The 20,867-nt window shown below is 65.0% G+C and carries 17 protein-coding genes; 12 read left to right on the top strand and 5 right to left on the bottom strand.

Features of this window, described 5'->3' with window-relative positions; genetic code table 11:
- The first annotated feature begins 258 nt into the window (after positions 1-258).
- A complete protein-coding gene (locus ABIB56_RS11625; protein ID WP_354569373.1) occupies positions 259-2,562 on the top strand; it encodes a glycosyltransferase family 2 protein in 2,304 nt (767 codons plus the stop codon).
- Positions 2,559-4,127: a chitinase gene (locus ABIB56_RS11620; protein ID WP_354569372.1), complete on the top strand. Its 1,569-nt coding sequence runs from the start codon at positions 2,559-2,561 to the stop codon at positions 4,125-4,127. The genes ABIB56_RS11625 and ABIB56_RS11620 overlap by 4 nt, the downstream gene beginning before the upstream one ends.
- An 11-nt stretch (positions 4,128-4,138) precedes the next feature.
- On the opposite strand, the gene ABIB56_RS11615 is transcribed toward ABIB56_RS11620, so the two are convergent.
- Positions 4,139-5,596, bottom strand: a complete 1,458-nt coding sequence (locus ABIB56_RS11615; protein ID WP_354569371.1) for an SDR family NAD(P)-dependent oxidoreductase — start codon at positions 5,594-5,596, stop codon at positions 4,139-4,141.
- Between the two features lie 98 nt (positions 5,597-5,694).
- Here ABIB56_RS11615 and ABIB56_RS11610 point away from each other — a divergent pair, with 98 nt between their 5' ends.
- Positions 5,695-6,624, top strand: a complete 930-nt coding sequence (locus ABIB56_RS11610; RefSeq protein WP_354569370.1) for a nucleoside hydrolase — start codon at positions 5,695-5,697, stop codon at positions 6,622-6,624.
- The gene (locus tag ABIB56_RS11605; protein ID WP_354569369.1) at positions 6,617-9,133 is read left to right on the top strand and encodes a DEAD/DEAH box helicase; all 2,517 of its coding nucleotides are present in this window, start codon (positions 6,617-6,619) and stop codon (positions 9,131-9,133) included. The genes ABIB56_RS11610 and ABIB56_RS11605 overlap by 8 nt, the downstream gene beginning before the upstream one ends.
- Before the next feature lie 7 nt (positions 9,134-9,140).
- Here ABIB56_RS11605 and ABIB56_RS11600 read toward each other — a convergent pair whose 3' ends face one another.
- Together ABIB56_RS11600 and ABIB56_RS11595 are read right to left on the bottom strand one after the other, a co-directional pair.
- Positions 9,141-9,980 (bottom strand): outer membrane protein assembly factor BamB family protein, encoded by an 840-nt coding sequence (locus tag ABIB56_RS11600; protein ID WP_354569368.1) that lies wholly within the window; start codon positions 9,978-9,980, stop codon positions 9,141-9,143.
- 41 nt (positions 9,981-10,021) lie between these two features.
- Positions 10,022-10,264 carry a hypothetical protein gene (locus ABIB56_RS11595; RefSeq protein WP_354569367.1) on the bottom strand — a complete coding sequence of 81 codons (243 nt, stop codon included), beginning with the start codon at positions 10,262-10,264 and terminating at the stop codon, positions 10,022-10,024.
- An 81-nt stretch (positions 10,265-10,345) separates the two neighbouring features.
- On the opposite strand from ABIB56_RS11595, the gene ABIB56_RS11590 reads away from it, so the two are divergent.
- Genes ABIB56_RS11590 through ABIB56_RS11580 form a run of 3 tightly spaced genes read left to right on the top strand, consistent with a single transcriptional unit; the run spans position 10,346 to position 12,575 of the window.
- Entirely contained in the window at positions 10,346-10,480 is a 135-nt protein-coding gene (locus ABIB56_RS11590; protein ID WP_354569385.1) for a hypothetical protein, read from the top strand.
- A 9-nt stretch (positions 10,481-10,489) separates the two neighbouring features.
- The gene (locus tag ABIB56_RS11585; RefSeq protein WP_354569366.1) at positions 10,490-11,173 is read left to right on the top strand and encodes an esterase/lipase family protein; all 684 of its coding nucleotides are present in this window, start codon (positions 10,490-10,492) and stop codon (positions 11,171-11,173) included.
- 4 nt (positions 11,174-11,177) lie between these two features.
- Positions 11,178-12,575 carry an MFS transporter gene (locus ABIB56_RS11580; RefSeq protein WP_354569365.1) on the top strand — a complete coding sequence of 466 codons (1,398 nt, stop codon included), beginning with the start codon at positions 11,178-11,180 and terminating at the stop codon, positions 12,573-12,575.
- A 77-nt stretch (positions 12,576-12,652) separates the two neighbouring features.
- Here ABIB56_RS11580 and ABIB56_RS11575 read toward each other — a convergent pair whose 3' ends face one another.
- Positions 12,653-13,486 (bottom strand): UbiA family prenyltransferase, encoded by an 834-nt coding sequence (locus ABIB56_RS11575; protein ID WP_354569364.1) that lies wholly within the window; start codon positions 13,484-13,486, stop codon positions 12,653-12,655.
- 62 nt (positions 13,487-13,548) lie between these two features.
- Here ABIB56_RS11575 and ABIB56_RS11570 point away from each other — a divergent pair, with 62 nt between their 5' ends.
- The 5 genes from ABIB56_RS11570 (at position 13,549) to ABIB56_RS11550 (ending at position 19,887) form a co-directional block, all read left to right on the top strand.
- Positions 13,549-14,580 carry a LacI family DNA-binding transcriptional regulator gene (locus ABIB56_RS11570; RefSeq protein ID WP_354569363.1) on the top strand — a complete coding sequence of 344 codons (1,032 nt, stop codon included), beginning with the start codon at positions 13,549-13,551 and terminating at the stop codon, positions 14,578-14,580.
- Between the two features lie 158 nt (positions 14,581-14,738).
- Positions 14,739-16,412 (top strand): glycoside hydrolase family 13 protein, encoded by a 1,674-nt coding sequence (locus ABIB56_RS11565; RefSeq protein WP_354569384.1) that lies wholly within the window; start codon positions 14,739-14,741, stop codon positions 16,410-16,412.
- An 80-nt stretch (positions 16,413-16,492) separates the two neighbouring features.
- Positions 16,493-17,854 carry an ABC transporter substrate-binding protein gene (locus tag ABIB56_RS11560; protein WP_354569362.1) on the top strand — a complete coding sequence of 454 codons (1,362 nt, stop codon included), beginning with the start codon at positions 16,493-16,495 and terminating at the stop codon, positions 17,852-17,854.
- 84 nt (positions 17,855-17,938) lie between these two features.
- On the top strand, positions 17,939-18,880 hold the full coding sequence (locus ABIB56_RS11555) for a carbohydrate ABC transporter permease (protein WP_354569361.1): 942 nt from the start codon (positions 17,939-17,941) through the stop codon (positions 18,878-18,880).
- A 77-nt stretch (positions 18,881-18,957) separates the two neighbouring features.
- Entirely contained in the window at positions 18,958-19,887 is a 930-nt protein-coding gene (locus tag ABIB56_RS11550) for a carbohydrate ABC transporter permease (protein WP_354569383.1), read from the top strand.
- Here the strand turns inward: ABIB56_RS11550 and ABIB56_RS11545 are convergent.
- Entirely contained in the window at positions 19,877-20,854 is a 978-nt protein-coding gene (locus ABIB56_RS11545) for an NAD(P)H-quinone oxidoreductase (protein ID WP_354569360.1), read from the bottom strand. The two genes, ABIB56_RS11550 and ABIB56_RS11545, sit on opposite strands and share 11 nt — an antisense overlap.
- Positions 20,855-20,867 lie beyond the last annotated feature (13 nt).

Here is a 20,867-nt window from a genome sequence, read left to right as displayed (position 1 = left end):
AGACGGTAGCGGGTGTGGCAGTCGGCGCCGAACGCTGACGTAAAGCCCGTAACTTCGCCGACGCTTGGGCGAAAGTGAACGCAGGCTGAATATTCGCCAGACCGGACGGCCGCGAACCCCGATATATCGGGGGCTTTCATTGACGTGCCCCTAAAGGGGGGAGGTCGAAAACGCCCGATCTGGCATAGCATCTACCTCGGCCACCCGAAGTGCGATACCCGAAACCGCGCTGGCTGATTCCCGAGGACTTACCCCCCAATGACGACTCACAGTACGATTTCCCCTGCCCGCAAACGCCAGTTCGGTTCAGAACGGCGAACCGATTCCCTCCCGACGATCCATGCGCGCCCGAGCGACCGCAGGATCACCTTCGGCCGGTTGGCGATCATCGCCACCGTGCTGTTCTGGATCGCCTATGTGGTGTCCACCATCATCCGCCAGTTCATCGACAGCGGCACGAACTTCCGTTTCACCATGGAAGCCGTCTCCTATCTGGTCGTCGTAACTTTCCTGAGCTTCTCCGCGCTGATGTACCTTGTCGCACGGCAGGGCGCACTACAGCGGTTTCGCAGCCACGTGCGCGTTCCCCGCGCCGAACTCGACAGGCACTTCTCGACCCACACCGGCTCGATGACCGTGCTCGTTCCGAGCTATGCCGAAGAACCGCAGGTGGTGCGCCAGACCCTCTGGTCAGCCGCATTGCAGGAATATCCATCGCTGCGTGTCGTGCTGCTGCTGGACGACCCGCCATTCCCGACCGATCCGGCCGTCGCGACACGCCTCGACGAGACCAGGGCGCTCGCCGTCGGAATCAGCGCGGCACTCGCGGAACCCGCGGCACGGTTCGCCGCCGCACAGCGGGAATTCCCAACGCTCAGCCCGTCCAGCTGGGTCGATCCGATCACCGTACGCGATCTCGCGAACCACTACATTTGGGCAGCCGTCTGGCTCGAGCAGATGGCCGCCACCGAGCAGAACACCGACCATGTCGACCGCTTCTTCGTGGACGAGGTGCTGCTCGGCCTGGCTGCGGAATTCCAGCTCATCGCTGAAGCGCTGAGCGCCGCGGCGAGCGAGAACACCGCTCCGCCCCGTGAGCGCATGGTTGAGCTCTACCAGCGACTCGTTTCCACCTTCACCGCCGAGGTCGAGACCTTCGAACGCAAGCTCTACGCGTCCGTCTCGCACGAGGCGAACAAGGCGATGAACCTGAACTCGTACATCGGCCTGATGGGCGGTAACTACCGTCACGAGCAGACTCCGGATGGCGTCGTGCTGCGTCCTGTCGACGAGTCGCTCTTCGGAGACCTGCGGGTGCCGGATTCCGAGTACCTGCTGACGCTGGATGCCGACTCGCTGCTCCTGCGCGACTACTGCCTGCGACTGGTCTACCTGCTCGAGCAGCCGGAGAACTCACGTGTGGCCGTCACGCAGACCCCGTATTCGTCATTCCGCGGCGCGGGCACCCGTATCGAGCGACTCGCTGGAGCGACAACCGACCTGCAGCACATCCTGCACCAGGGAATGTCGTTCTTCGGCGCCACTTTCTGGGTGGGTGCGAATGCCGTGATCCGCAAGCACGCGCTCGAAGACATCGTCGAGGTCGAGCAGGTTGGAGGCTTCGAGATCCGGCGCTACGTTCAGGACCGCACGGTGATCGAAGACACCGAGTCGAGCATCGACCTCGGAACCCACGGCTGGACGCTGGTCAACTATCCCGAGCGCCTGAGCTATAGCGCGACCCCGCCCGACTTCGGCTCGCTCATTGTGCAGCGTCGTCGTTGGGCTAACGGCGGCCTGCTGATCCTCCCGAAGCTCTGGCGTCAGATGGCGGAGCGCAAGCGCCAGGGCGAACGCACCCCCCGGCTCGAATTGGCTCTCCGACTGAACTACATGTCGTCGATCGCCTGGGCGAGTTTCGGCCTGGTGTTCCTGCTCGCCTACCCCTACGACTCGCGACTGCTCAGCCCGCTGGTGCTGTTCGCTGCGCTGCCCTACTTCCTCGCGATGGCCAGCGACCTGCGATCGACCGGTTACAAGGCCTCGGACGTGCTGCGCATCTACGGATTCAACCTCATCCTCCTGCCGGTGAACCTGGCCGGAGTGCTCAAGTCGCTGCAGCAGGCGATCACCGGCAAGAAGATTCCCTTCGCCCGTACGCCGAAGGTCAAGAACCACACCGCTGCACCGGTCTGGTACATCGTCGCCCCCTACCTCATCGTCGCCTTCTCGCTGTTCACTCTCTGGCGTGACATCGTGGAGCAGAACTGGGGTAATGCGGCCTTCGCCGCTTTCAACGCGATTCTCGCGAGCTGGGCGATCCTGTCGTACATCGGCATCGTGAACTCGATAGTCGACGTCTGGGTAGGTGCCACCAACTGGCTCTTCGTGGAGAAGCCCTCGCGGTCGTCCCGTTCGGCGGTGACGCTGACTCCTGAGGCGCTCGACTGGCGCGCGGTGCTGTACCACGGGCATCCGGGGGCCATGCTCCCACGAGGCTCACGGGATGAGCTGCTGTCTGTCGACGAGCACGAGACGACCGCAGGGCAGGTGGCCGCATGAGCGGGCAGAGCACACGCTCGCGCACCAGGCGCAGGTTGTCCATTCCGCGGCTGATGGTAGCTGTGGTGGCTACCGGTGCCGTCGCCGGCGGTGCGCTCTTCGGGGTGCAGTGGCTGTCGGCATCAGCGGAGACCACCTCCAAGGCTTGGTTTGCCGGCTATGCCGACGTCACAGCCACCCCGTCCTTCGCCTTCGAATCTCCGACCAGCGCGGCCGGTAAGAACGTGGTGCTGTCGTTCATCGTGTCGACGCCCGGCGATGTCTGCGCGCCGAGCTGGGGCACGGCGTACTCGCTCGACCAGGCATCCGCGTCCCTCGATCTCGATCGCCGCATCGCCCGCCTCCAGCAGCAGGGCGGCGACATCGCGGTCTCCTTCGGCGGACAGGCGAACGACGAACTGGCCACCGACTGTACAGATGTCACGAAGCTCGCGTCCGCGTATTCGACGGTCATCGACCGCTACAACCTCACCACGATCGACATTGACATCGAAGGGGCGAACCTCAGCGACACTGCTGCCAATCAACGGCGAGCGGAAGCGCTCGCACTGGTGCAGAAAGAACGCCGCAACGCAGGCAAGGAACTCGCCGTGTGGCTCACCCTGCCGGTGTCCCCGAGTGGCCTCGACGACAGTGGACAGAAGGCGGTGAGCGCCACCCTCGACAAGAAGCTCGACATCGCCGGCGTCAACGCGATGACGATGGACTACGGGTCGAGTCTCACACCAGGCACCAGCGAACTAGCCGGGTCGACGCAGGCGCTCACCGCCACTCAGCGCCAGCTCGGAATCCTCTACAGTCGGGCCGGCATCCACCTCTCCGACAAGACGCTGTGGAGCAAGATTGGTGCGACCCCGATGATCGGCCAGAACGATGTGCAGAGCGAGGTGCTCACGCTCTCCGCGGCGAAGGGGCTCAACGCCTTCGCCCGCCAGCACGGCCTCGGGCGGGTGTCGATGTGGTCGCTCAATCGCGACGTCACCTGTGGCTCGAACTACGTGGCGCTCAAGGTGGTCTCCGACTCGTGCAGCGGTGTCGACCAGGGCTCTAACCGGTTCGCCGACCTGCTCGCCAAGTCGATCACCGGCAAACCGTTTCTCTCCGCAGCAATCGTCACCACCGACGAACCAGTCGACGCCAAGCAGGTCGCGGACAACCCGGCCACCAGTCCCTATGCGATCTGGTCGACGTCTAATGCCTACCTTCAGGGCACCAAGATCGTCTGGCACCACAACGTGTACCAGGCCAAGTGGTGGACCCGCGGCGATCTGCCGGACAATCCGGTACTCAACGGCTGGCAGACCCCATGGCTGCTGGTCGGCCCGGTGATGAAGGGCGAGAAGCCCATCGTGGTACCGACCCTGCCGACCGGCACCTACGTGGAGTGGTCCAGCGTCTCCCCGTACGACAAGGGCGATAGGGTGCTGTTCGATAATGTGCCTTATGAGGCGAAATGGTGGAACCAGGCGCAGAGCCCTGAGGCCTCATCATCCGATCCCGACATTTCGCCGTGGGTGCCGCTGACCGTCGCTCAGATCAAGGAACTCCTCGACGGGACCGAATAGTCGAGCGACCGTTACCAGGCTGCCGGCTTGTAATCCTTGAGGAAGGCGCCCGAGATGTCCTCGCCGTCCTCTCCGCGCACGATGGGGTCGTAGACGCGGGCTGCACCGTCGACGAGGTCGAGGGGGGCGTGGAAGCCCTCCTCGGCGAGTCGCACCTTCGTTGGATGCGGGCGTTCATCCGTGATCCAGCCGGTGTCGACGCTCGTCATCAGGATGCCGTCGGTTTCCAGCATCTCTTTGGCACTCGTGCGAGTGAGCATGTTGAGTGAGGCCTTCGCCATGTTGGTGTGCGGATGCCCCGGCCCTTTGTATCCCCGACCGAACTGCCCCTCCATTGCCGAGACGTTGACGATGTACTTGCGTCGGGCGGTCGAGGCGGCCATTGCCGGACGCAGCCTGGACACCAGCAGGAACGGCGCCGTCACGTTCGCGAGCTGCACCTCGAGCATCTCGAGCGGATCGACCTGCTGCACGAACTGGGTCCAGCTGTTGGAATCGTGGTGATCGGGAACCAGCCCGCCCGCGTCGATGGCAGTACCTGCGGCGAGACGTTCGAGCGACGAGGAGCCGGCGGCCAGGGCGAGGTCGGTCAGTTCTGAAGCGGTGAGGGCGACGGCGGAGTTGAGGATCGGGTGCGCTGCGACCGAGGCGGCAAGCGCCTGCGGGTGGGCATCGTTGGTGTGACCGAAGGTGAGCAGCTCTGGCAGCGGGCCGTCCGGCAAGGGTGAAGACTCGGCATCCGCCAGTGGCGCGTAAGACCCGGGGGAGCGGCGCACGGTCTGCGCGGCGTTGTTGATGAGGATGTCGAGCGGGCCGGCTGCCGTCATCGCGTCGGTGAGGCCGATGACCTGGGCGGGGTCGCGCAGGTCGATGCCGACGACACGCAGGCGGTGCAGCCAGTCCTTCGAGTCGGGGAGCGAGGAGAAGCGGCGCACGGCGTCGCGGGGGAAGCGCGTCGTGATGGTCGTGTGCGCGCCATCCCTCAGCAGGCGGAGCGCGATGTACATACCGATCTTGGCGCGACCACCGGTGAGAAGGGCGCTCTTACCGCTGAGGTCAGTGCGGGCGTCCCGTTTGGCATGGTTTTCTGCTGCGCAATCAGGGCAGAGCTGGTGGTAGAAGGCGTCGACCTGCGTGTAGTGCTGCTTGCAGATGTAGCAGGGGCGCGACTTGAGCAGCGTTCCCGCGGTGGGCGCCGCGACAGTGATGGCGAGCGGGATGCCGCGGGTCTCGTCGTCGATGCGGTCGGATGCTCCCGTGGCGGTGTTCGCGACGACACGCTTGTCTGCCTCAGCGATCTCGGCCCTCTTCTCGAGGCGACGGGACTTCTTCACCGACTTGAACATCCGCGCGGTCGCCCGGCGGACGGCCACGAAGTCGGGATGCTCCTCGTCGATGCCGTCCATCGTGGCGAGTACGCGAAGGGTCACCTCGAGATCGGAGGGATCGATGGCGGAGTCGGAAGGCACAGGAGATTCTACGACGCGTGTGTCTTGCAGTCGGCATCCGTCGTATGCCGGTCGGAGGCGCGGGAGGTGGAGCCCGGTGGATGTGGCACGGTTGACCTATGGCGAAGAAGATCCTGCTCGACTGCGACCCCGGCCTCGACGACGCACTCGCACTACTGCTCGCGCACGGCGACCCGAATCTCGAGCTGGTCGGCGTGACCACGGTCGGCGGCAATGTCGGTCTCGATCGCACCACCGCCAATGCCCTCGCCCTGCGTGAATACATCGGATTCGACCGGGTACCGGTCTCCGCGGGTGCGAGCGAGCCGCTCCTCGGCGACACCAGGGAGGCGAGCCACGTGCACGGCGAGAGCGGACTCGGCACCATTACCCTGCCGACGCCTGTGCTTCCGCTGTCCGATGTCCATGCCGTCGACTTCATCATCGAGACGCTGCGCGCCACGCCCGGCGCAGTCCATCTCGTCGCCACAGGGCCGCTCACCAACATCGCGCTCGCACTCAAGCAGGAGCCCGCGATCGCGCGCTGGGCGGCATCCTTCACCATCATGGGCGGCTCGTTCACCAGGGGTAATGCAACCCCCGCCGCAGAGTTCAATATCTACGCGGATCCAGAAGCAGCACGGATCGTCTTCGATGCCGACTGGCAGGTGGTGATGGTCGGACTCGACCTCACCCTGCAGGCGCAGGCCAACGGGCCGGTCGTTGAGAGGCTCGCCACCCTCGGCACGCTGGCAGACGAGCTCATCCTTCCCCTTGCCACCTACTGGGTGGACACGACCAATGCGGACTGGGATGGCCAGGCTGTGCACGATGTCTGTGCCGTCGCCTACGTTGCCCGCCCCGACCTCTTCGCCTCACGTCCCGCGCTCGTTCGGGTGGAGACCAGGGGAGAGTTCACCAGCGGCGAGACCGTCGTCGACTTCGATGCGCCTTTCCCGAACGCGGTGGTGCCGGTCGAACTGGATGTCGCCGGCTTCTGGGCTTATGTGGAGCACGTCTACAGGCTCGTCGCGACCAATCATGTCTGAGACCCTGCTCGGTCGTATCCCGGACACCGCCAATCCGGATGACGTCTACACCGCCTTCGTCGCTTGGGCAGAAGACCGGGACTTACGCCTCTATCCCGCGCAGGACGAAGCGCTGATCGAGATCGTCTCCGGAGCCAACCTCATCCTGAGCACCCCCACCGGAACGGGTAAATCCCTGGTAGCTGTCGGCGCGCATTTCGCCGCGCTCGCCGCCGGACAGCGCAGCTTCTACACGGCCCCGATCAAGGCGTTGGTCTCGGAGAAGTTCTTCTCGCTGGTCGAGATCTTCGGCGCCAAAAACGTTGGCATGGTCACCGGCGACTCCAGTGTCAATGCGGATGCCCCGATCATCTGCTGCACTGCCGAGATCCTGGCGAACCTCGCCCTCCGTCACGGTGCCGACGCGCCCGTCGACCAGGTCGTGATGGACGAGTTCCACTTCTATTCCGACCCCGAGCGCGGCTGGGCCTGGCAGGTGCCGCTTCTGACGCTGCCGAAGGTGCAGTTTGTTCTGATGTCCGCGACACTGGGCGACATCGACTGGCTGGCCACCGACCTGTCGAAGCGCAACAGCCGGGAGACAGCCGTCGTCGTCGGGGTCGATCGACCGGTGCCACTGCACTACTCTTACGCCACGACGCCGGTGCACGAGACCGTCGAAGACCTGTTGCAGACCGGCCAGGCGCCGATCTACATCGTGCACTTCTCCCAACTGGCCGCCCTCGAGCGCGCGCAGGCCCTCACCAGTGTCAAGATCGCCACCCGCGAGCAGCGGGATGAGATCGCGGAGGCGATCGGCGATTTCCGATTCACGACCAATTTCGGGCGAACCCTGTCCCGCCTCATCCGCTCGGGCATCGGCGTGCACCATGCGGGCATGCTGCCCAAGTACCGGCGACTGGTGGAACAACTCGCCCAGCGCGGACTCCTCAAGGTGATCTGCGGCACGGACACCCTCGGAGTGGGCATCAACGTGCCCATCCGCACGGTGCTGCTCACCGCGCTCACCAAGTTCGACGGAACGAAAATGCGCCAGTTGAGCGCACGGGAGTTCCACCAGATCGCCGGTCGTGCCGGCCGTGCGGGGTACGACACCGCGGGAACCGTCGTCGTGCAGGCGCCCGACCACGAGACTGAGAACGCCCGGCTGCTCGCCAAGGCCGGTGACGATCCGAAGAAGATCAAGCGGATCGTGCGCAAGCGCGCACCTGACGGTTTCGTCTCCTGGGGCGAGCCCAGCTTCAACCGTCTGGTCGCAGCCGAGCCGGAGACTCTCACTTCGAGCATGCAGGTGAGCCATGCCATGGTGCTCAATGTGATCGGTCGGGGAGGCCACGCCTTCGACGAGTTGCGCGAACTCATCGAGAATAATCACGAGCCGCGTCCGCGTCAGCTCGAACTCGCCAGGCAGGCGCTGTCGATCTATCGCACCCTGCGTACGGCCGAGATCGTGCAGCAGGATGCCGATGGCGCAATCAGTCTCACCGTCGACCTTCAGCCGAACTTCGCGCTCAACCAGCCGCTCTCACCTTTTGCATTGGCGGTGTTCGACCTGATCCAGCCGTCTGAGGGGACGGAGCGATCGCCCAGCTACGCGCTCGACATGATCTCCGTGCTGGAGGCCACCCTCGACGACCCGCGGCCGGTGCTCTCGGCCCAGCAGTTCATGGCGAGAGGCGAGGCTGTTGCCGCAATGAAGAGCGAGGGAATCGAGTACGAGCAGCGTATGGAACTGCTCGAGGAGATCAGTCATCCGAAACCGCTGGAAGAACTGCTGGATGCGGCATTCGCCACCTATCGTGCATCCCAGCCGTGGGTCGGAGACTTCGAGCTGAGTCCGAAGTCTGTGGTGCGCGACCTCTACGAGCGCGCGATGACCTTCAACGACTACATCGGTTTCTACAAGCTCAACCGGTCAGAGGGGCTGGTGCTGCGCTACCTTTCAGACGCCTACCGCGCTGCACGCCAGACGATTCCCGACGAGGCGAAGACCGAAGAAGTGCTCGACCTCATCGAGTGGCTCGGCGAGCTGGTGCGCCAGGTCGACTCGAGCCTGCTCGACGAGTGGGAGGACCTCATCAATCCGAGTGCCGCCCTCGACATCGAGGGTCCCGTGCTGCCGCCTGCGCCGCACAACGTCACGACCAACACCAGGGCTTTCCGCATCCTCGTGCGCAACGGGCTGTTCCGCAGGGTGCAGCTCGCCGCTCTGGAGAACTACGAGCAGCTCGGGGAGCTGGATGCCGCATCCGGCTTCGACGCTGAGGCCTGGGCAACGGCGATGGAGGGCTACTGGCAGGAGTACGACGCGCTCGGCACCGGTGCGGATGCCCGCAGCTCTGCGATGCTGGTCATCGAAGAGGGCCCCGCCGTGTGGATGGTCCGGCAGATCTTCGACGATCCGCAGGGTGACCACGACTGGGGTATCGGTGCCACGGTGGACCTCGGTGAGTCCGGCGTACAGGGTGTTGCGGTGGTGCTGGTCACGGCGGTGGGCACGCGCGGCTGAGGTGGCGCTAGCCGCCGACCGCGTACAGCGTCCCGTCGAGTGTTCCGGCGTATAGGGTGCCGTCGGCGCCGATCGCGGGATACGATGCGACGCCAGAATCGGTGTCGAGTGAGAAGAGCTGCTTCCCGTCGCGGTCGTAGCCGTCAAGGTGGCCCTTCTGCGTGCCCCAGTAGGTGTCGTCTCTGGCGTCGACAGCGACACTGGTCCAGGCATGCTCCCTCGCGGGCGCGATCGGCTGGATGGTGCTGATCAGCTTTCCCGTTCGCGTGTCGATGGCACGCACACGGCCGGAGTTGTCTGCGAACCACGCAGTGCCGTCGGGCTTGACACCATGCTCCCCGGCGTTGTTTGTGCCGAGCACCACGATCCCGTCGGGGGTGACTGCACTGGACACCTCGATCATCTTCTTCACCGGGAATCGCCAGCGCACCGAGGCGGAGGAGCCGTGGTCGCTGACCGCCACCAGGGCGAGCGGCGTGGCCGTGTAGATGGTGCCGTCGGGACCGACACCGGGGCTGCCGTAATCCGTACCGCCGAGCGCGATCGACCACAGGGTGCGATGAGAGCCGTTCGTTACCTTCAGCGCCGCGAGATGTCCGGACATGTCCGCGACATACACCCGATTATCGCCCGCGACGGCGGGGGAGAGCACGAAGCCGCCGAAGTGCTGCTTCCACAGCAGCTGACCGTGGGGGTCAACAGCAAACAGCGTGTCACCCGGTCCCGGCCACAGGATGGTGCCGTCCGCCAGGATCGCGGGGCTCGTCGACAGATCGCCGCCATAGTGGCCTCCGCCATCGAAGTGCCAGCGCTCGGCTCCGGTCGCGGGATCGAGGTCATGAAGCACGCCGGCATTCGTCGCGGCGACGATGCTCCCGTCAGTTTCGATTACCGGGCCGGGCAGGATGGCGCCGCCAGGCTCGCCCTCCAGCGCACCGTCCCGGTCTGGGGGCCAACAGCAGGGGTGCCAGAGGAGTGCCGGGCGTCGTACTGGGCCGACGGCCAGGCGCTCGCGGGAGCGGGCAGAGTGCCATACCCCGTCGGGACAGGCGTCGGTGCGGCGCTGGTGGCGGCGCAACCACTGAGCAGCAGGGCGACGAGGGAACCGATGACGGGGACGAGGAGCTTCACCCTCGGAGGCTACGCGTCGAGTCGACGGCGCAGGCCCGAAGACACAGGACCGTCATCGCTCCGTAAGGTGCTGCGCGGCAGATCTTCGAAGACCCGGCAGGGGACCACGACTGGGGCATCAGTGCGACGGTGGATATCGCGGAGTCCAACCCCGCACACGGCCTGGTTTCCGCTGGCGGCATCCGCGGTCCGCTGATCGTGCGGGCGCGCGCGTAGAGTCGGAACGTGATCAGCCTGCGCGATATCGGCCTCTCGGTCGTCGACCGCGGCTACCAGATGAGGGAGCAGACCCGTCACCTGGTTCAACGGGGGCAGGGTGACGGCTATTCCGAGGGCGTTCGCCCGCCGGTGCTGTTGCTGCCCGGCGTCTACGAGACCTGGCAGTTCCTGCGACCGGTAGCCGACAGGCTGCACGCACTCGGGCATCCGATCCACCTGCTGCCCGAACTCGGTTACAACCGCAAGACCGTCACGGCGTCGGCCGAGCTCGGTCAGCGCTACCTCGAAACCCGCGATCTGAGGAACGTGGTCCTGGTGGCGCACAGCAAAGGCGGTCTCATCGGAAAACACATGATGGTGACGGATGACCGGGACGGTCGCATCGACAGGCTGGTCGCCGTCAACAGCCCCTTCGGCGGTTCGGTACTGGCGCGTTACGCCCCGAATCCGGTGCTGCGGGCATTCTCGCCCGCCGATGTGACCCTGGTGAGTCTCGCGGCAAACCTGGCGGCCAACCACAGGATCACCTCGATCTACAGCAGGCTCGACCCGCTGATTCCCGGCGGAAGCAGGCTGGAGGGCGCGACGAATATCGAGCTGCCGATGGTCGGACATTTCCGCCCGCTCGCGTCTCCCGAACTTTTCGAGGCGGTGGAGGAATCAATCGGAGGCTGTGAGGGTTCACAATGACCTCATGACGAAGAATCAACGCCTCATCCTCTGGATCGCTGTCCTCGCCTCATTCGTCGCCTTTCTCGACGGGTCGGTCATCACCGTGGCGCTGCCGGCGATCACCAGGGAACTGAGCGGCGGGGTCACTACCCAGCAGTGGGTCGTCGACGCATATCTGATCACCCTGGGTTCGCTGATTCTCGTAGCGGGGTCGCTGTCCGACGTCTACGGCCGCATCGTCGTGCTGCGTCTCGGGCTCATTATCTTCGGGGTCGCCTCGCTCGTCTGTGCGATCGCGCCAACATCCGAGATTCTCATCGTGGCGCGCGGCGTGCAGGGCGTCGGAGGGGCGTTTCTCGTTCCGAGTTCTCTGGCGATCATCATCGCGAACTTTCGTGGAGCAGCCCAGGCGAAGGCGATCGGCCAGTGGACCGGATTCACCAGCGCAGCCTTCATCGCCGGGCCTCTCCTCGGCGGTCTCTTCGTCGACCTGCTCTCCTGGCGGCTGGTGTTCGCGATCAACGTGCTGCCGATCGCCGTCACCCTCTACCTGCTCTTCCTGCTGAAGCAGAAGGATGTCCACGAACGCGGCGTGAAGATCGACTATCCGGGCGCTGTGCTCGGTGTCCTCGGCCTGGGGCTCCCCGTCTTCGCGCTCATTGAGCAGGGCAACTACGGCTGGGGTAGCCCGATCATCTACCTGTCGATGACTCTCGGCATCATCGCCTTCGCGGCCTTCATCTGGCGCGAAAAGACCGCGAAGCAACCAATGATGCCGCTCGGCCTGTTCCGGGTGCGCAACTTCGGCGTGGGTAACGTCGCGACGACGTTCATCTACGCTGCCCTGTCTCTCGGCGGGTTTCTCCTTCCGGTGTTCCTGCAGGAGGTGGGGGAGTACAAGGCGACAGTCGCCGGACTCGCGATCCTGCCGGTCACCATCATCAGCATCCTGCTCTCTTCCTGGATCGGCGGGCTGGCGGGTCGGCTCGGACCGCGCCTGTTCATGGCGATCGGGCCCATCATCGGCGGCGCCGGATATCTCTACTTCGTGCTGATGGATGCGCACCCGAACTACTGGGTAGAGGTGCTGCCAGGCGTGATCCTGTTCGGCCTCGGACTCACCATCACCGTTGCGCCGCTGACCAGCGCGATCCTCGGTTCGATCAGCGAGGCACAGTCCGGAATCGGGTCGGCGATCAACAACGCGGTTGCCCGGGTCGCGGGTCTCATAGCGACCGCCATGATCGGCCTGATCATCGGGTCACGCCTCGAACTCGACGGCTTCCACCGCGGGATGTTGGTGACCGCGGTGCTGCTCATCCTCGGAGGCGTCGTCTCGGCCATCGGTATCCAGAACCCCAAACCGGGAGCGCCAGTCACCGCCGCGGTGCCGGTGCAGAGCCCGCAGGAGTCGAGTTAGACGCATAGCTATCGGTCGCCTGGCGGCGTCGACTGAGCGCGCCAGCGGAATTGCCGCCGAAGCGTGCGCGGCAGGGGCTACGGCAGCAGGATGCGTCCGCCGCTGAAAGCGAGCAGCACGACGTTGACCAGGGCCGCCGCAATGATCAGCTGGAAGAGCAGTCGGGTCGGCGGTCGCCGCAGTACCACTGCGATTCCGACGGCCAGCAGCAGGGTGAGTACGAGTCCCACCCCCTCCAGTGCTGTCCTGTCGCCGGCGGGGCCGAAAAAGGCGAGTAGCCCACCGAGAGCCAGGGAGAGGAAGATGACGACTCCGGATACGCGGCGCCCCAGTCGATGGGGGAGCCCCCGGATGCCGGTGCGCTCGTCGTCGGCGAGATCGGGCAGCACGTTCGCGAAGTGGGCCGCGACGCCGAGTAGCGCACCCAGCCCCAGCGCCCACGGGGCTGCGAGAGCGGGAACAGATAGGGAGAGTGCCACGATCATGGGGAGCAGCCCGAAACTGACGATGTAGGGGAGCACCGAGATCGGCGTGTTCTTGAGCCCGGCGTTGTACAGCCAGGCAGAGACGATGAAGACAGCATTGGCGACCGTCGCCCACAGGCCGAGCGGCAGCGTCAGCAGGATGGCCAGCGCCGCCGTCGCGAAAGCCGTGTTGCGAACCGTGGCGGCGTCGATCTGCCCCAGGGCCACCGGTTTGTCGATGCGCCCGACCGCCCGGTCGCGGTCGGCATCGATCCAGTCGTTCGACAGTCCGACTGAGACCTGGTTGAGCAAGAACGCGACACCCAGGATGACGAGCCTCCACGGCTCGAGCCCGAGCCCGGCTCCGAGCACGACGGCCACAATGCTGACCGCGACGCCGGGGCCGGGATGGCTGGAGCGGGCCAGCGAGACCACGGTGTTCGGCATCCATCAATGATAGTTGGCGAGTTTCCTGCAACTTCTTGCGTTGACTTGCGTAAGATTCGTACATGTCGAAGAGGCTTGCAGAGGTTGCGCGAAAAGTCGGGGTCAGCGAGGCCACCGTGAGCCGTGTGCTCAACGAGAAGCCCGGGGTCTCGGAGGCCACCAGGCAGACGGTGCTCACCGCTCTCGACGTGCTCGGTTACGAGCGACCGACCAAGCTCCGCGGTGAGCGGGCCAGGCTGGTTGGACTCTTTCTCCCCGAACTGAACAACCCGATCTTCCCGGCTTTCGGAGAGGTGGTCGGGGGCGCGCTCGCGCAGAACGGCTACACGCCCGTATTGTGCACGCAGAGCGCGGGTGGAATCAGCGAGGCGGAGTATGTGGAGCTGCTCATCCAGCAGCAGGTCTCCGGCGTGGTGTTCGTCGGCGGCCAGTACACGCAACAGAATGCCCCGCACGAGCACTTCGCACGACTTTCGGATCTCAATCTGCCGACGGTGCTGGTCAACGCTCCGATCGCCGGCCTGGGCTTCGCGACGGTGTCGACGGATGACGCGGTGGCTGCTGAGCAGGCCATCGCCCACCTGCACCAGCTCGGTCACACGCGTATCGGACTCTTGCTCGGGCCGGCCGACCACATCCCGTCGCTGCGCAAACTCGCCGCAGCCCGTCGGGTGGCCGATTTCCTCAGCCTGGCCTTCGACGACGACCAGATAGTGCAGTCTCGCTATTCTCTCGAGGCCGGCCAGGCTGGCGCGTCGAGGCTTCTCGCGGCGGGAGTGACCGCCATCCTCTGTGCGAGCGATCCTCTCGCACTCGGTGCCATTCGCGCGGTGCGCCGTGCTGGTCTGCGAGTACCGCAGGACATCTCCGTCATCGGTTTCGACGACTCCGCACTGATGAACGCCATCGATCCGCCGCTCACCACGGTGCGCCAGCCGATCGAGCCGATGGGACGCATGGTGATCGAACTCCTGGTGGCGCAGATCTCCGGAGCGGACATGGTCAGCGACGAATTCCTTTTCGAGCCGGAACTCGTGGTCCGGGCCTCGACCGGACCGGCGCCTTCACCCGCAAGCACACGCAAAGTAACGTAATTTTCTTGCTATTTGTTTAGTTCTTGCGTTGATCTATCATTAAAGCTACATTTCCTTCAATGCCTGCGGGCAGCGCGTAAAAACGCGATGCCAACACTGGCGTTGACAGGAAAGAGCAGCACGTGGATTCGGTCCGCACCCCTTTCGCCCCAGCCTCCATGGGTGAATCAGCACCGCTGAGCCAGACGACGATCGTGTCGCCGAATACCAGCGATCCTGATTGGTGGCGAAGCGCCGTCGTCTACCAGATCTACATCCGCAGCTTCGCCGACGGCGACGGCGACGGGACCGGTGACCTCGCCGGTGTGCGTTCACGGCTCGGCTACCTGCGCGATCTCGGCGTGGTCGCGATCTGGTTCACCCCCTGGTACGCCTCACCGCTGGCCGACGGCGGATACGACGTTGCCGACTACCGTGCGATCAACCCGTCCTTCGGAGAGCTGGCCCAGGCTGAGGCGCTCATCCGTGAGGCTCTCGAACTCGGCATCCGCACGATCATCGATGTCGTTCCCAATCACGTCTCCGACCAGCATCCGTGGTTCAGGGCGGCACTGGCGGCGGCCCCTGGCTCGCCGGAGCGCGAGCGCTTCTGGTTCCGCGATGGTCGCGGACCGAATGGAGACGGCATCCCTACCCGCTGGGTCTCCGATTTCCAGGGAGAGACCTGGACGCGCACGACGAACCCTGATGGCACGCCTGGACAGTGGTACCTGCACCTCTTCACGCCCGAGCAGCCGGACCTCAACTGGAACCACCCCGATGTGCGTCGCGAATTCGAAGACGTGCTTCGGTTTTGGTTCGACCGCGGTGTCGCGGGTGTGCGCATCGATTCGGCCGCACTGCTGGTGAAAGACGAGAACCTGCCGGAGGTTCCGGAGAATCCGCTGCCCGGCCAGCATCCGACGGTCGATCGCGACGAGCTGCACGATATCTATCGCGGCTGGCGAGCGGTGGCTGACTCCTATGCCGGTGCTCGCAGCCTGGTGGGGGAGATCTGGCTGCCGGATATCGAGCGTTTCGCCAAGTACCTGCGACCCGACGAGCTGCACACCGCTTTCAACTTTGACTTCATGGCACGGCCATGGGATGCCGCGAACCTGCGTGCCTCCATCGACACGACCCTCGCCGCCCACGCTCCGGTCGGCGCGCCGTCCACCTGGGTGCTGTCCAACCACGACGTGACCCGGCCGGTCACCCGGTACGGCAGGGAGGATTCCTCCTTCGCCTTCACCGCCAAACGCTTCGGTACCCCGACCGATCTCGAACTCGGCACGAGCCGGGCTCGCGCCGCCGCGCTGCTCACCGCAGCCCTTCCCGGGTCGCTCTACATCTACCAGGGCGACGAGCTCGGCCTCCCGGAGGCTGAAGATATTCCCGCCGGGCTGATCCAGGACCCGATGCACTTCCGGTCGAACGGCGTCGATCCGGGCCGGGACGGATGCCGAGTGCCCTTGCCGTGGCGCGGGACCGCGGCCGGGCTCGGCTTCGGTCCGGCGGGAGCAGCCGAGCCGTGGCTCCCGCAGCCGGAGAGCTGGGCCAGGCTCACCGTGGAGGAGCAGGAGAGCGACCAGGGCTCGATGCTCTGTCTCTATCGCGAGGCACTCCGCATCCGTCGTCATGTCGCGGCGTTGACCGAGTCCGATTTCGCCTGGGTCGAAGCCGGTGACGGGGTGCTGTGCTTCTCGCGCGGCCCGGGCTTTCTCAGCATGACCAACCTCTCAATCGCCCCGATCGAGCTGCCGGAACACGACAGCATCCTCCTCAGTTCGACGCAGTTCGTCTTCGGACGGCTCCCTCCAGACTCCACGGTGTGGCTACGGACACAGCACTAGCCGCCGGAGAACAGCGTTCCGTGTCTCGAACACGCAATGCACCACCGAAGCACCTCTCACAACCACAGAAAGGCAAGACAATGAAGTCAGCAATCAAGGTCGCAGCAGCCGGTATCGCCGTTCTCGCGACCGTTGCAGCCCTCGCCGGGTGCAGCGCGACACCGGCGGCGAACGGAAAGGTCTCGATTTCCGTCGTCAGTCTCATCCCCGGCAGCAAACAGGCGGCCTTCGACGCCTTCGATGCCCAGGTCAAGCAGTTCGAAAAAGCCAATCCCACCATCACTGTCAAAGCCGAAGAGTACGAGTGGACCGGCCCGACCTTCGCAGCCCAACTCGCGGGCGGCACGCTGCCCGACGTCTTCACCATCCCCTTCACCGACGGTAAGACCCTCATCGAGAACGGCCAGCTCGCCGACATCAGCTCCCTGGTGAAGGCGCTGCCCTACGCCGACAAGTTCAACCCGAATGTACTCTCCGCAGCCCAGGACGGCAGCGGCAACATCTTCGGCCTGCCGACCGCGGCCTACGGCAGCGCCCTGCACTACAACCGTGCGCTCTTCACCGCCGCGGGGCTCGATCCCGACAAGCCACCGACGACCTGGGACCAGGTTCGCACCGACGCCAAGAAGATCTCGGAGAAAACGGGGCAGGCGGGTTACATGCAGATGACCCAGAACAACACGGGCGGATGGCAGCTGACGACGGCGACCTACGCCCACGGCGGCGCTGTTGAGACCACCAAGGGCGGCAAGACCACGGTCAGCCTGGACAACCCCGGCACCAAGAAGTCGCTCGAGCTGCTGAAGGCGATGCGCTGGGAAGACAACTCGCTCGGCAGTAACTTCCTCTACGACTGGGGTTCGATCAACCAGGCATTCGGCGCCGGGCAGATCGGCATGTACACCAGCGGTTCCGACATCTACACCAACCTGGTGCAGGCGCAGAACCTCAACCCGAAGGATTACGGCATGACTGTCGTGCCGATGGACGGATCGAAGGCCGGAACGCTCGGTGGCGGAACGATCGCCGCCGTGAACGTCAAGGCCACTGACGCGCAGAAGGCGGCAGCGGTCAAATGGATGGACTTCTACTACATGAAGAAGCTCACCGTGAAGAGCGCGGCCGTACTCGATGCGAAGACCCTCGACGCGAGTTCGCAACCGGTCGGCGTGCCGGCCCTGCCGATCTTCGACAAGGCGACCCTCGACACCTCACAGGGCTGGATCAAGAGCTACATCAACGTGCCGCTCGACCAGATGAAGGGTTTCACGAACGGAATCTACGACCAGAAGCCGATCGGTGAGCCGTCCGCCCACACGCAGGAACTCTACGGAGCGCTCGACACCGTCGTGCAAGCCGTGCTGACGAACAAGAACGCCGACATCGATGCCCTGCTCAAGCAGGCCACCACCGATGTACAGGCCATCGTCGACGCGGGCTGATAACTCCACGACACCGTCGGGGCTGGCGCGACATCCGCTCCCACCAGCCCCGGCCTCTGCTCACCGACGAAAGAACCGCTTCTCATGACCACAATCGCCAAGGCCGCGGCATCCACTCCTCTTCGCCCGCGTCGCACACCGATGACCTGGATACGGGGCGGGGGACTGAGCAATCTCATCTTCCTGCTGCCGCTGCTTTTCATCTTCGGCGCCTTCTCCTGGTGGCCGATCGTGCAGGCGGTGGACATGAGCTTCCAGAAGACCAACCTCGTAACGCCGGCCATCTTCGTGGGCTGGGACAACTTCGCCAGGGTGCTCGGCGATCCGCTCTTCCTCACCGCGGTGAAGAACACCGGCTATTTCGCGGTTCTCGCCCTGGTATTCGGATACCCCGTCCCGCTCATCGTCGCTGTGCTGATGAGCGAGGTGCGCAAGTGGAAGGGTGTCTTCAGCGCCCTGGCCTACTTGCCCGTCGTGGTGCCGCCGGTGGTGGCGGTGCTGCTCTGGAAATTCTTCTACGACGCGAGCCCGACCGGGGTGTTCAACGTGATGCTGAGCTGGGTGGGTATCGGTCCGCAGCCGTGGATCCAGTCCGCGGCATCCGCGATGCCCTCGCTGGTACTTGAGGCGACCTGGGCGGCGGCTGGCGGCACGATCATCATCTATCTCGCGGCACTCAGCGGAGTCGCCCCAGAGCTCTATGACGCCGCGGAGGTGGACGGCGCGTCGATCTTGCGCAAGATCTGGCACGTGACGCTCCCGCAGCTGCGCGGGGTGCTCTTGATCACCCTGATCCTGCAGATCATCGGCACCTCGCAGGTCTTTCTCGAACCCTTCCTCTTCACCGGCGGTGGTCCGGCCAATTCGACGGTGACGATCCTGCAACTCATCTATCGCTATGCCTTCCAGAACAGCCTCGGCGGCAACTACGGTGCCGCGACCGCGCTGAGCATCATGCTCGCCGTGTTCCTCGCCGTGCTGTCCTGGGTGTACTTCAAGGCGACCAAGGCCTGGAGCACCAATTGACCAGCACAGAGACCCGTCTCACCAACGACGCGGACGAGACGCCACTGCCCGTGCGGGATGCCCTCGACTCCAGCCCGATGGCGCTCGTATCGCCCCGGCCTGCCAGGAAGCGTCGACCGGCTAAGGAGGCGGAAGACCGCGGCATAGCCTCGCCAGCGGACTGGCGCCGCACGAGCGTGCGCTTCCCACTCGGCACCAGCCAGATCGTACTGCTCGTGCTGCTCATCGGCGCTGGGCTCGGACCGATCCTGTGGCTGGCCAAATCGGCCATCACCCCGACGCAGGACACCCTCCGCACACCAATGGCGATCTTTCCGCACGGCGTGGACTGGGCGAACCTGGCCACTGCCTGGTCGACAGTTCACATCGACGTGCAGTTCGTCAATACGCTCTGGGTGGCGCTCGGCTCGTGGCTCCTGCAGATACTGGTGGCGTCGACCGGAGGATACGCACTCTCGGTGCTCAAACCGAAGTATGCCGCTGTGATCAACGCCCTCGTGCTCGGTACCCTCTTCGTGCCGGCCGTGGTGCTGCTGGTTCCGCTCTACCTCACGATTCTGCATCCGCCGATCATCGGTACCTCGCTCATCAACACCTTCTGGGCGGTCTGGCTGCCTGCCGGTGCCAACGCTTTCAACATCCTGCTGGTGAAGCGATTCTTCGACAACCTTCCGCGCGAGGTCTTCGAGGCGGCGCGCACCGATGGCGCCGGTCCATTCCGGCTGTTCTGGTCGATAGTTCTGCCGATGTCGCGTCCGATTCTGGGCGTGGTCTCGGTATTCGCGATCATCAACGCGTGGAAGGACTATCTCTGGCCGCTCCTGGTGCTCAGAGATCCCGCCGTGCAGCCGCTGTCGGTGCGCCTGCCGACCCTCCAGAAGGCGATCGAACTCGACGTCTACCTCGCGGCGCTCGCGATCTCCACGCTCATCCCGATCATCCTGTTCCTGGTATTCCAGCGATTGTTCCTCAGGAGCGTAGGCCTCGGCGGTGCGGTTAAGGGATGAGCAGCAGCTTCCCGATATGAGTGGATGCCTCCATCGTCTCGTGTGCACGGGCGGCCTCGCTGAAAGCGAAACGCTCGTGGACGACTGGGACGATCTGCCCGGACTCCACCAGCGGCCAGACGTTGGCCAGCACGCTCGCGATGATCTCGTCCTTCTCGCGTGCAGGTCGTGCGCGCAGCACAGAACCATAGACGCTCAACCACCTGCTGGTGATGAGCCCGATGTTCGCCACGCCATGGGTGCCGCTCTGGTTGGCGATCATGGCGAGCCGACCGTGCGGCGCGAGCGATCGCAGATTGCGCTCGAAGTAGTCGCCACCGATGGTGTCGAGGATCACGTCGGCGCCGCGGCGGTCCGTGGCGTCGAGAAGACGCTCGACGAAATCCTCTTCGCGATAGTCGATGAGGATCCCGGCGCCCAGCTCTTCGCAGGCCTGCAGCTTCTGTCTGCTCCCGGCCGTGGTGGCCACGACGCAGCCGAGGGCCCGGGCGAGCTGGATCGCCATGGTTCCGATACCGCTCGAACCCCCGTGCACCAGGAAGGTCTCTCCCGACAGAAGGCCGGCGATCATCACAACGTTTGACCAGACTGTCGCGATCGCCTCCGGGAGGCCGGCGGCATCAACAAGGTCCAGGGATTCCGACACGGGCAGCAGGTGTCCGGCGCTGGCCACGGCACGCGATGCGTAGCCTCCGCCGGGAAGCAGAGCGCAGACGCGGTCTCCCACGCTCCATCCGCTGACGCCGGCACCGAGCTCGAGGATAACGCCGGATACCTCGAGCCCCGGCACTGGAGATGCTCCCGCGGGCGGCGGATAGGCACCTGCCCGCTGGGAGATGTCCGCCCTGTTCACCCCGGCGGCGGCGACCTCGATGAGCACTTCGCCGTGACCGGCAATCGGGTCGGGGAGCTGGGAAAGGGTGAGGGTTTCTGGTCCGCCCGAGTGGGGAACGGTAATCGCGTGCACGCACTAACGCTAC

Source organism: Glaciihabitans sp. UYNi722, from assembly GCF_040549465.1.
Classification (GTDB): Bacteria; Actinomycetota; Actinomycetes; order Actinomycetales; family Microbacteriaceae; genus Lacisediminihabitans.
This window is presented reverse-complemented; position numbering and strand designations above follow the sequence as displayed.

Coding starts and splice junctions, on each gene's coding strand:
- ABIB56_RS11625 (WP_354569373.1), top strand. CDS start 259: ATGACGACTCACAGTACGATTTCCCCTGCCCGCAAACGCCAGTTCGGT.
- ABIB56_RS11620 (WP_354569372.1), top strand. CDS start 2,559: ATGAGCGGGCAGAGCACACGCTCGCGCACCAGGCGCAGGTTGTCCATT.
- ABIB56_RS11610 (WP_354569370.1), top strand. CDS start 5,695: ATGGCGAAGAAGATCCTGCTCGACTGCGACCCCGGCCTCGACGACGCA.
- ABIB56_RS11605 (WP_354569369.1), top strand. CDS start 6,617: ATGTCTGAGACCCTGCTCGGTCGTATCCCGGACACCGCCAATCCGGAT.
- ABIB56_RS11580 (WP_354569365.1), top strand. CDS start 11,178: ATGACGAAGAATCAACGCCTCATCCTCTGGATCGCTGTCCTCGCCTCA.
- ABIB56_RS11575 (WP_354569364.1), bottom strand. CDS start 13,486: ATGCCGAACACCGTGGTCTCGCTGGCCCGCTCCAGCCATCCCGGCCCC.
- ABIB56_RS11570 (WP_354569363.1), top strand. CDS start 13,549: ATGTCGAAGAGGCTTGCAGAGGTTGCGCGAAAAGTCGGGGTCAGCGAG.
- ABIB56_RS11565 (WP_354569384.1), top strand. CDS start 14,739: ATGGGTGAATCAGCACCGCTGAGCCAGACGACGATCGTGTCGCCGAAT.
- ABIB56_RS11560 (WP_354569362.1), top strand. CDS start 16,493: ATGAAGTCAGCAATCAAGGTCGCAGCAGCCGGTATCGCCGTTCTCGCG.
- ABIB56_RS11555 (WP_354569361.1), top strand. CDS start 17,939: ATGACCACAATCGCCAAGGCCGCGGCATCCACTCCTCTTCGCCCGCGT.
- ABIB56_RS11550 (WP_354569383.1), top strand. CDS start 18,958: ATGGCGCTCGTATCGCCCCGGCCTGCCAGGAAGCGTCGACCGGCTAAG.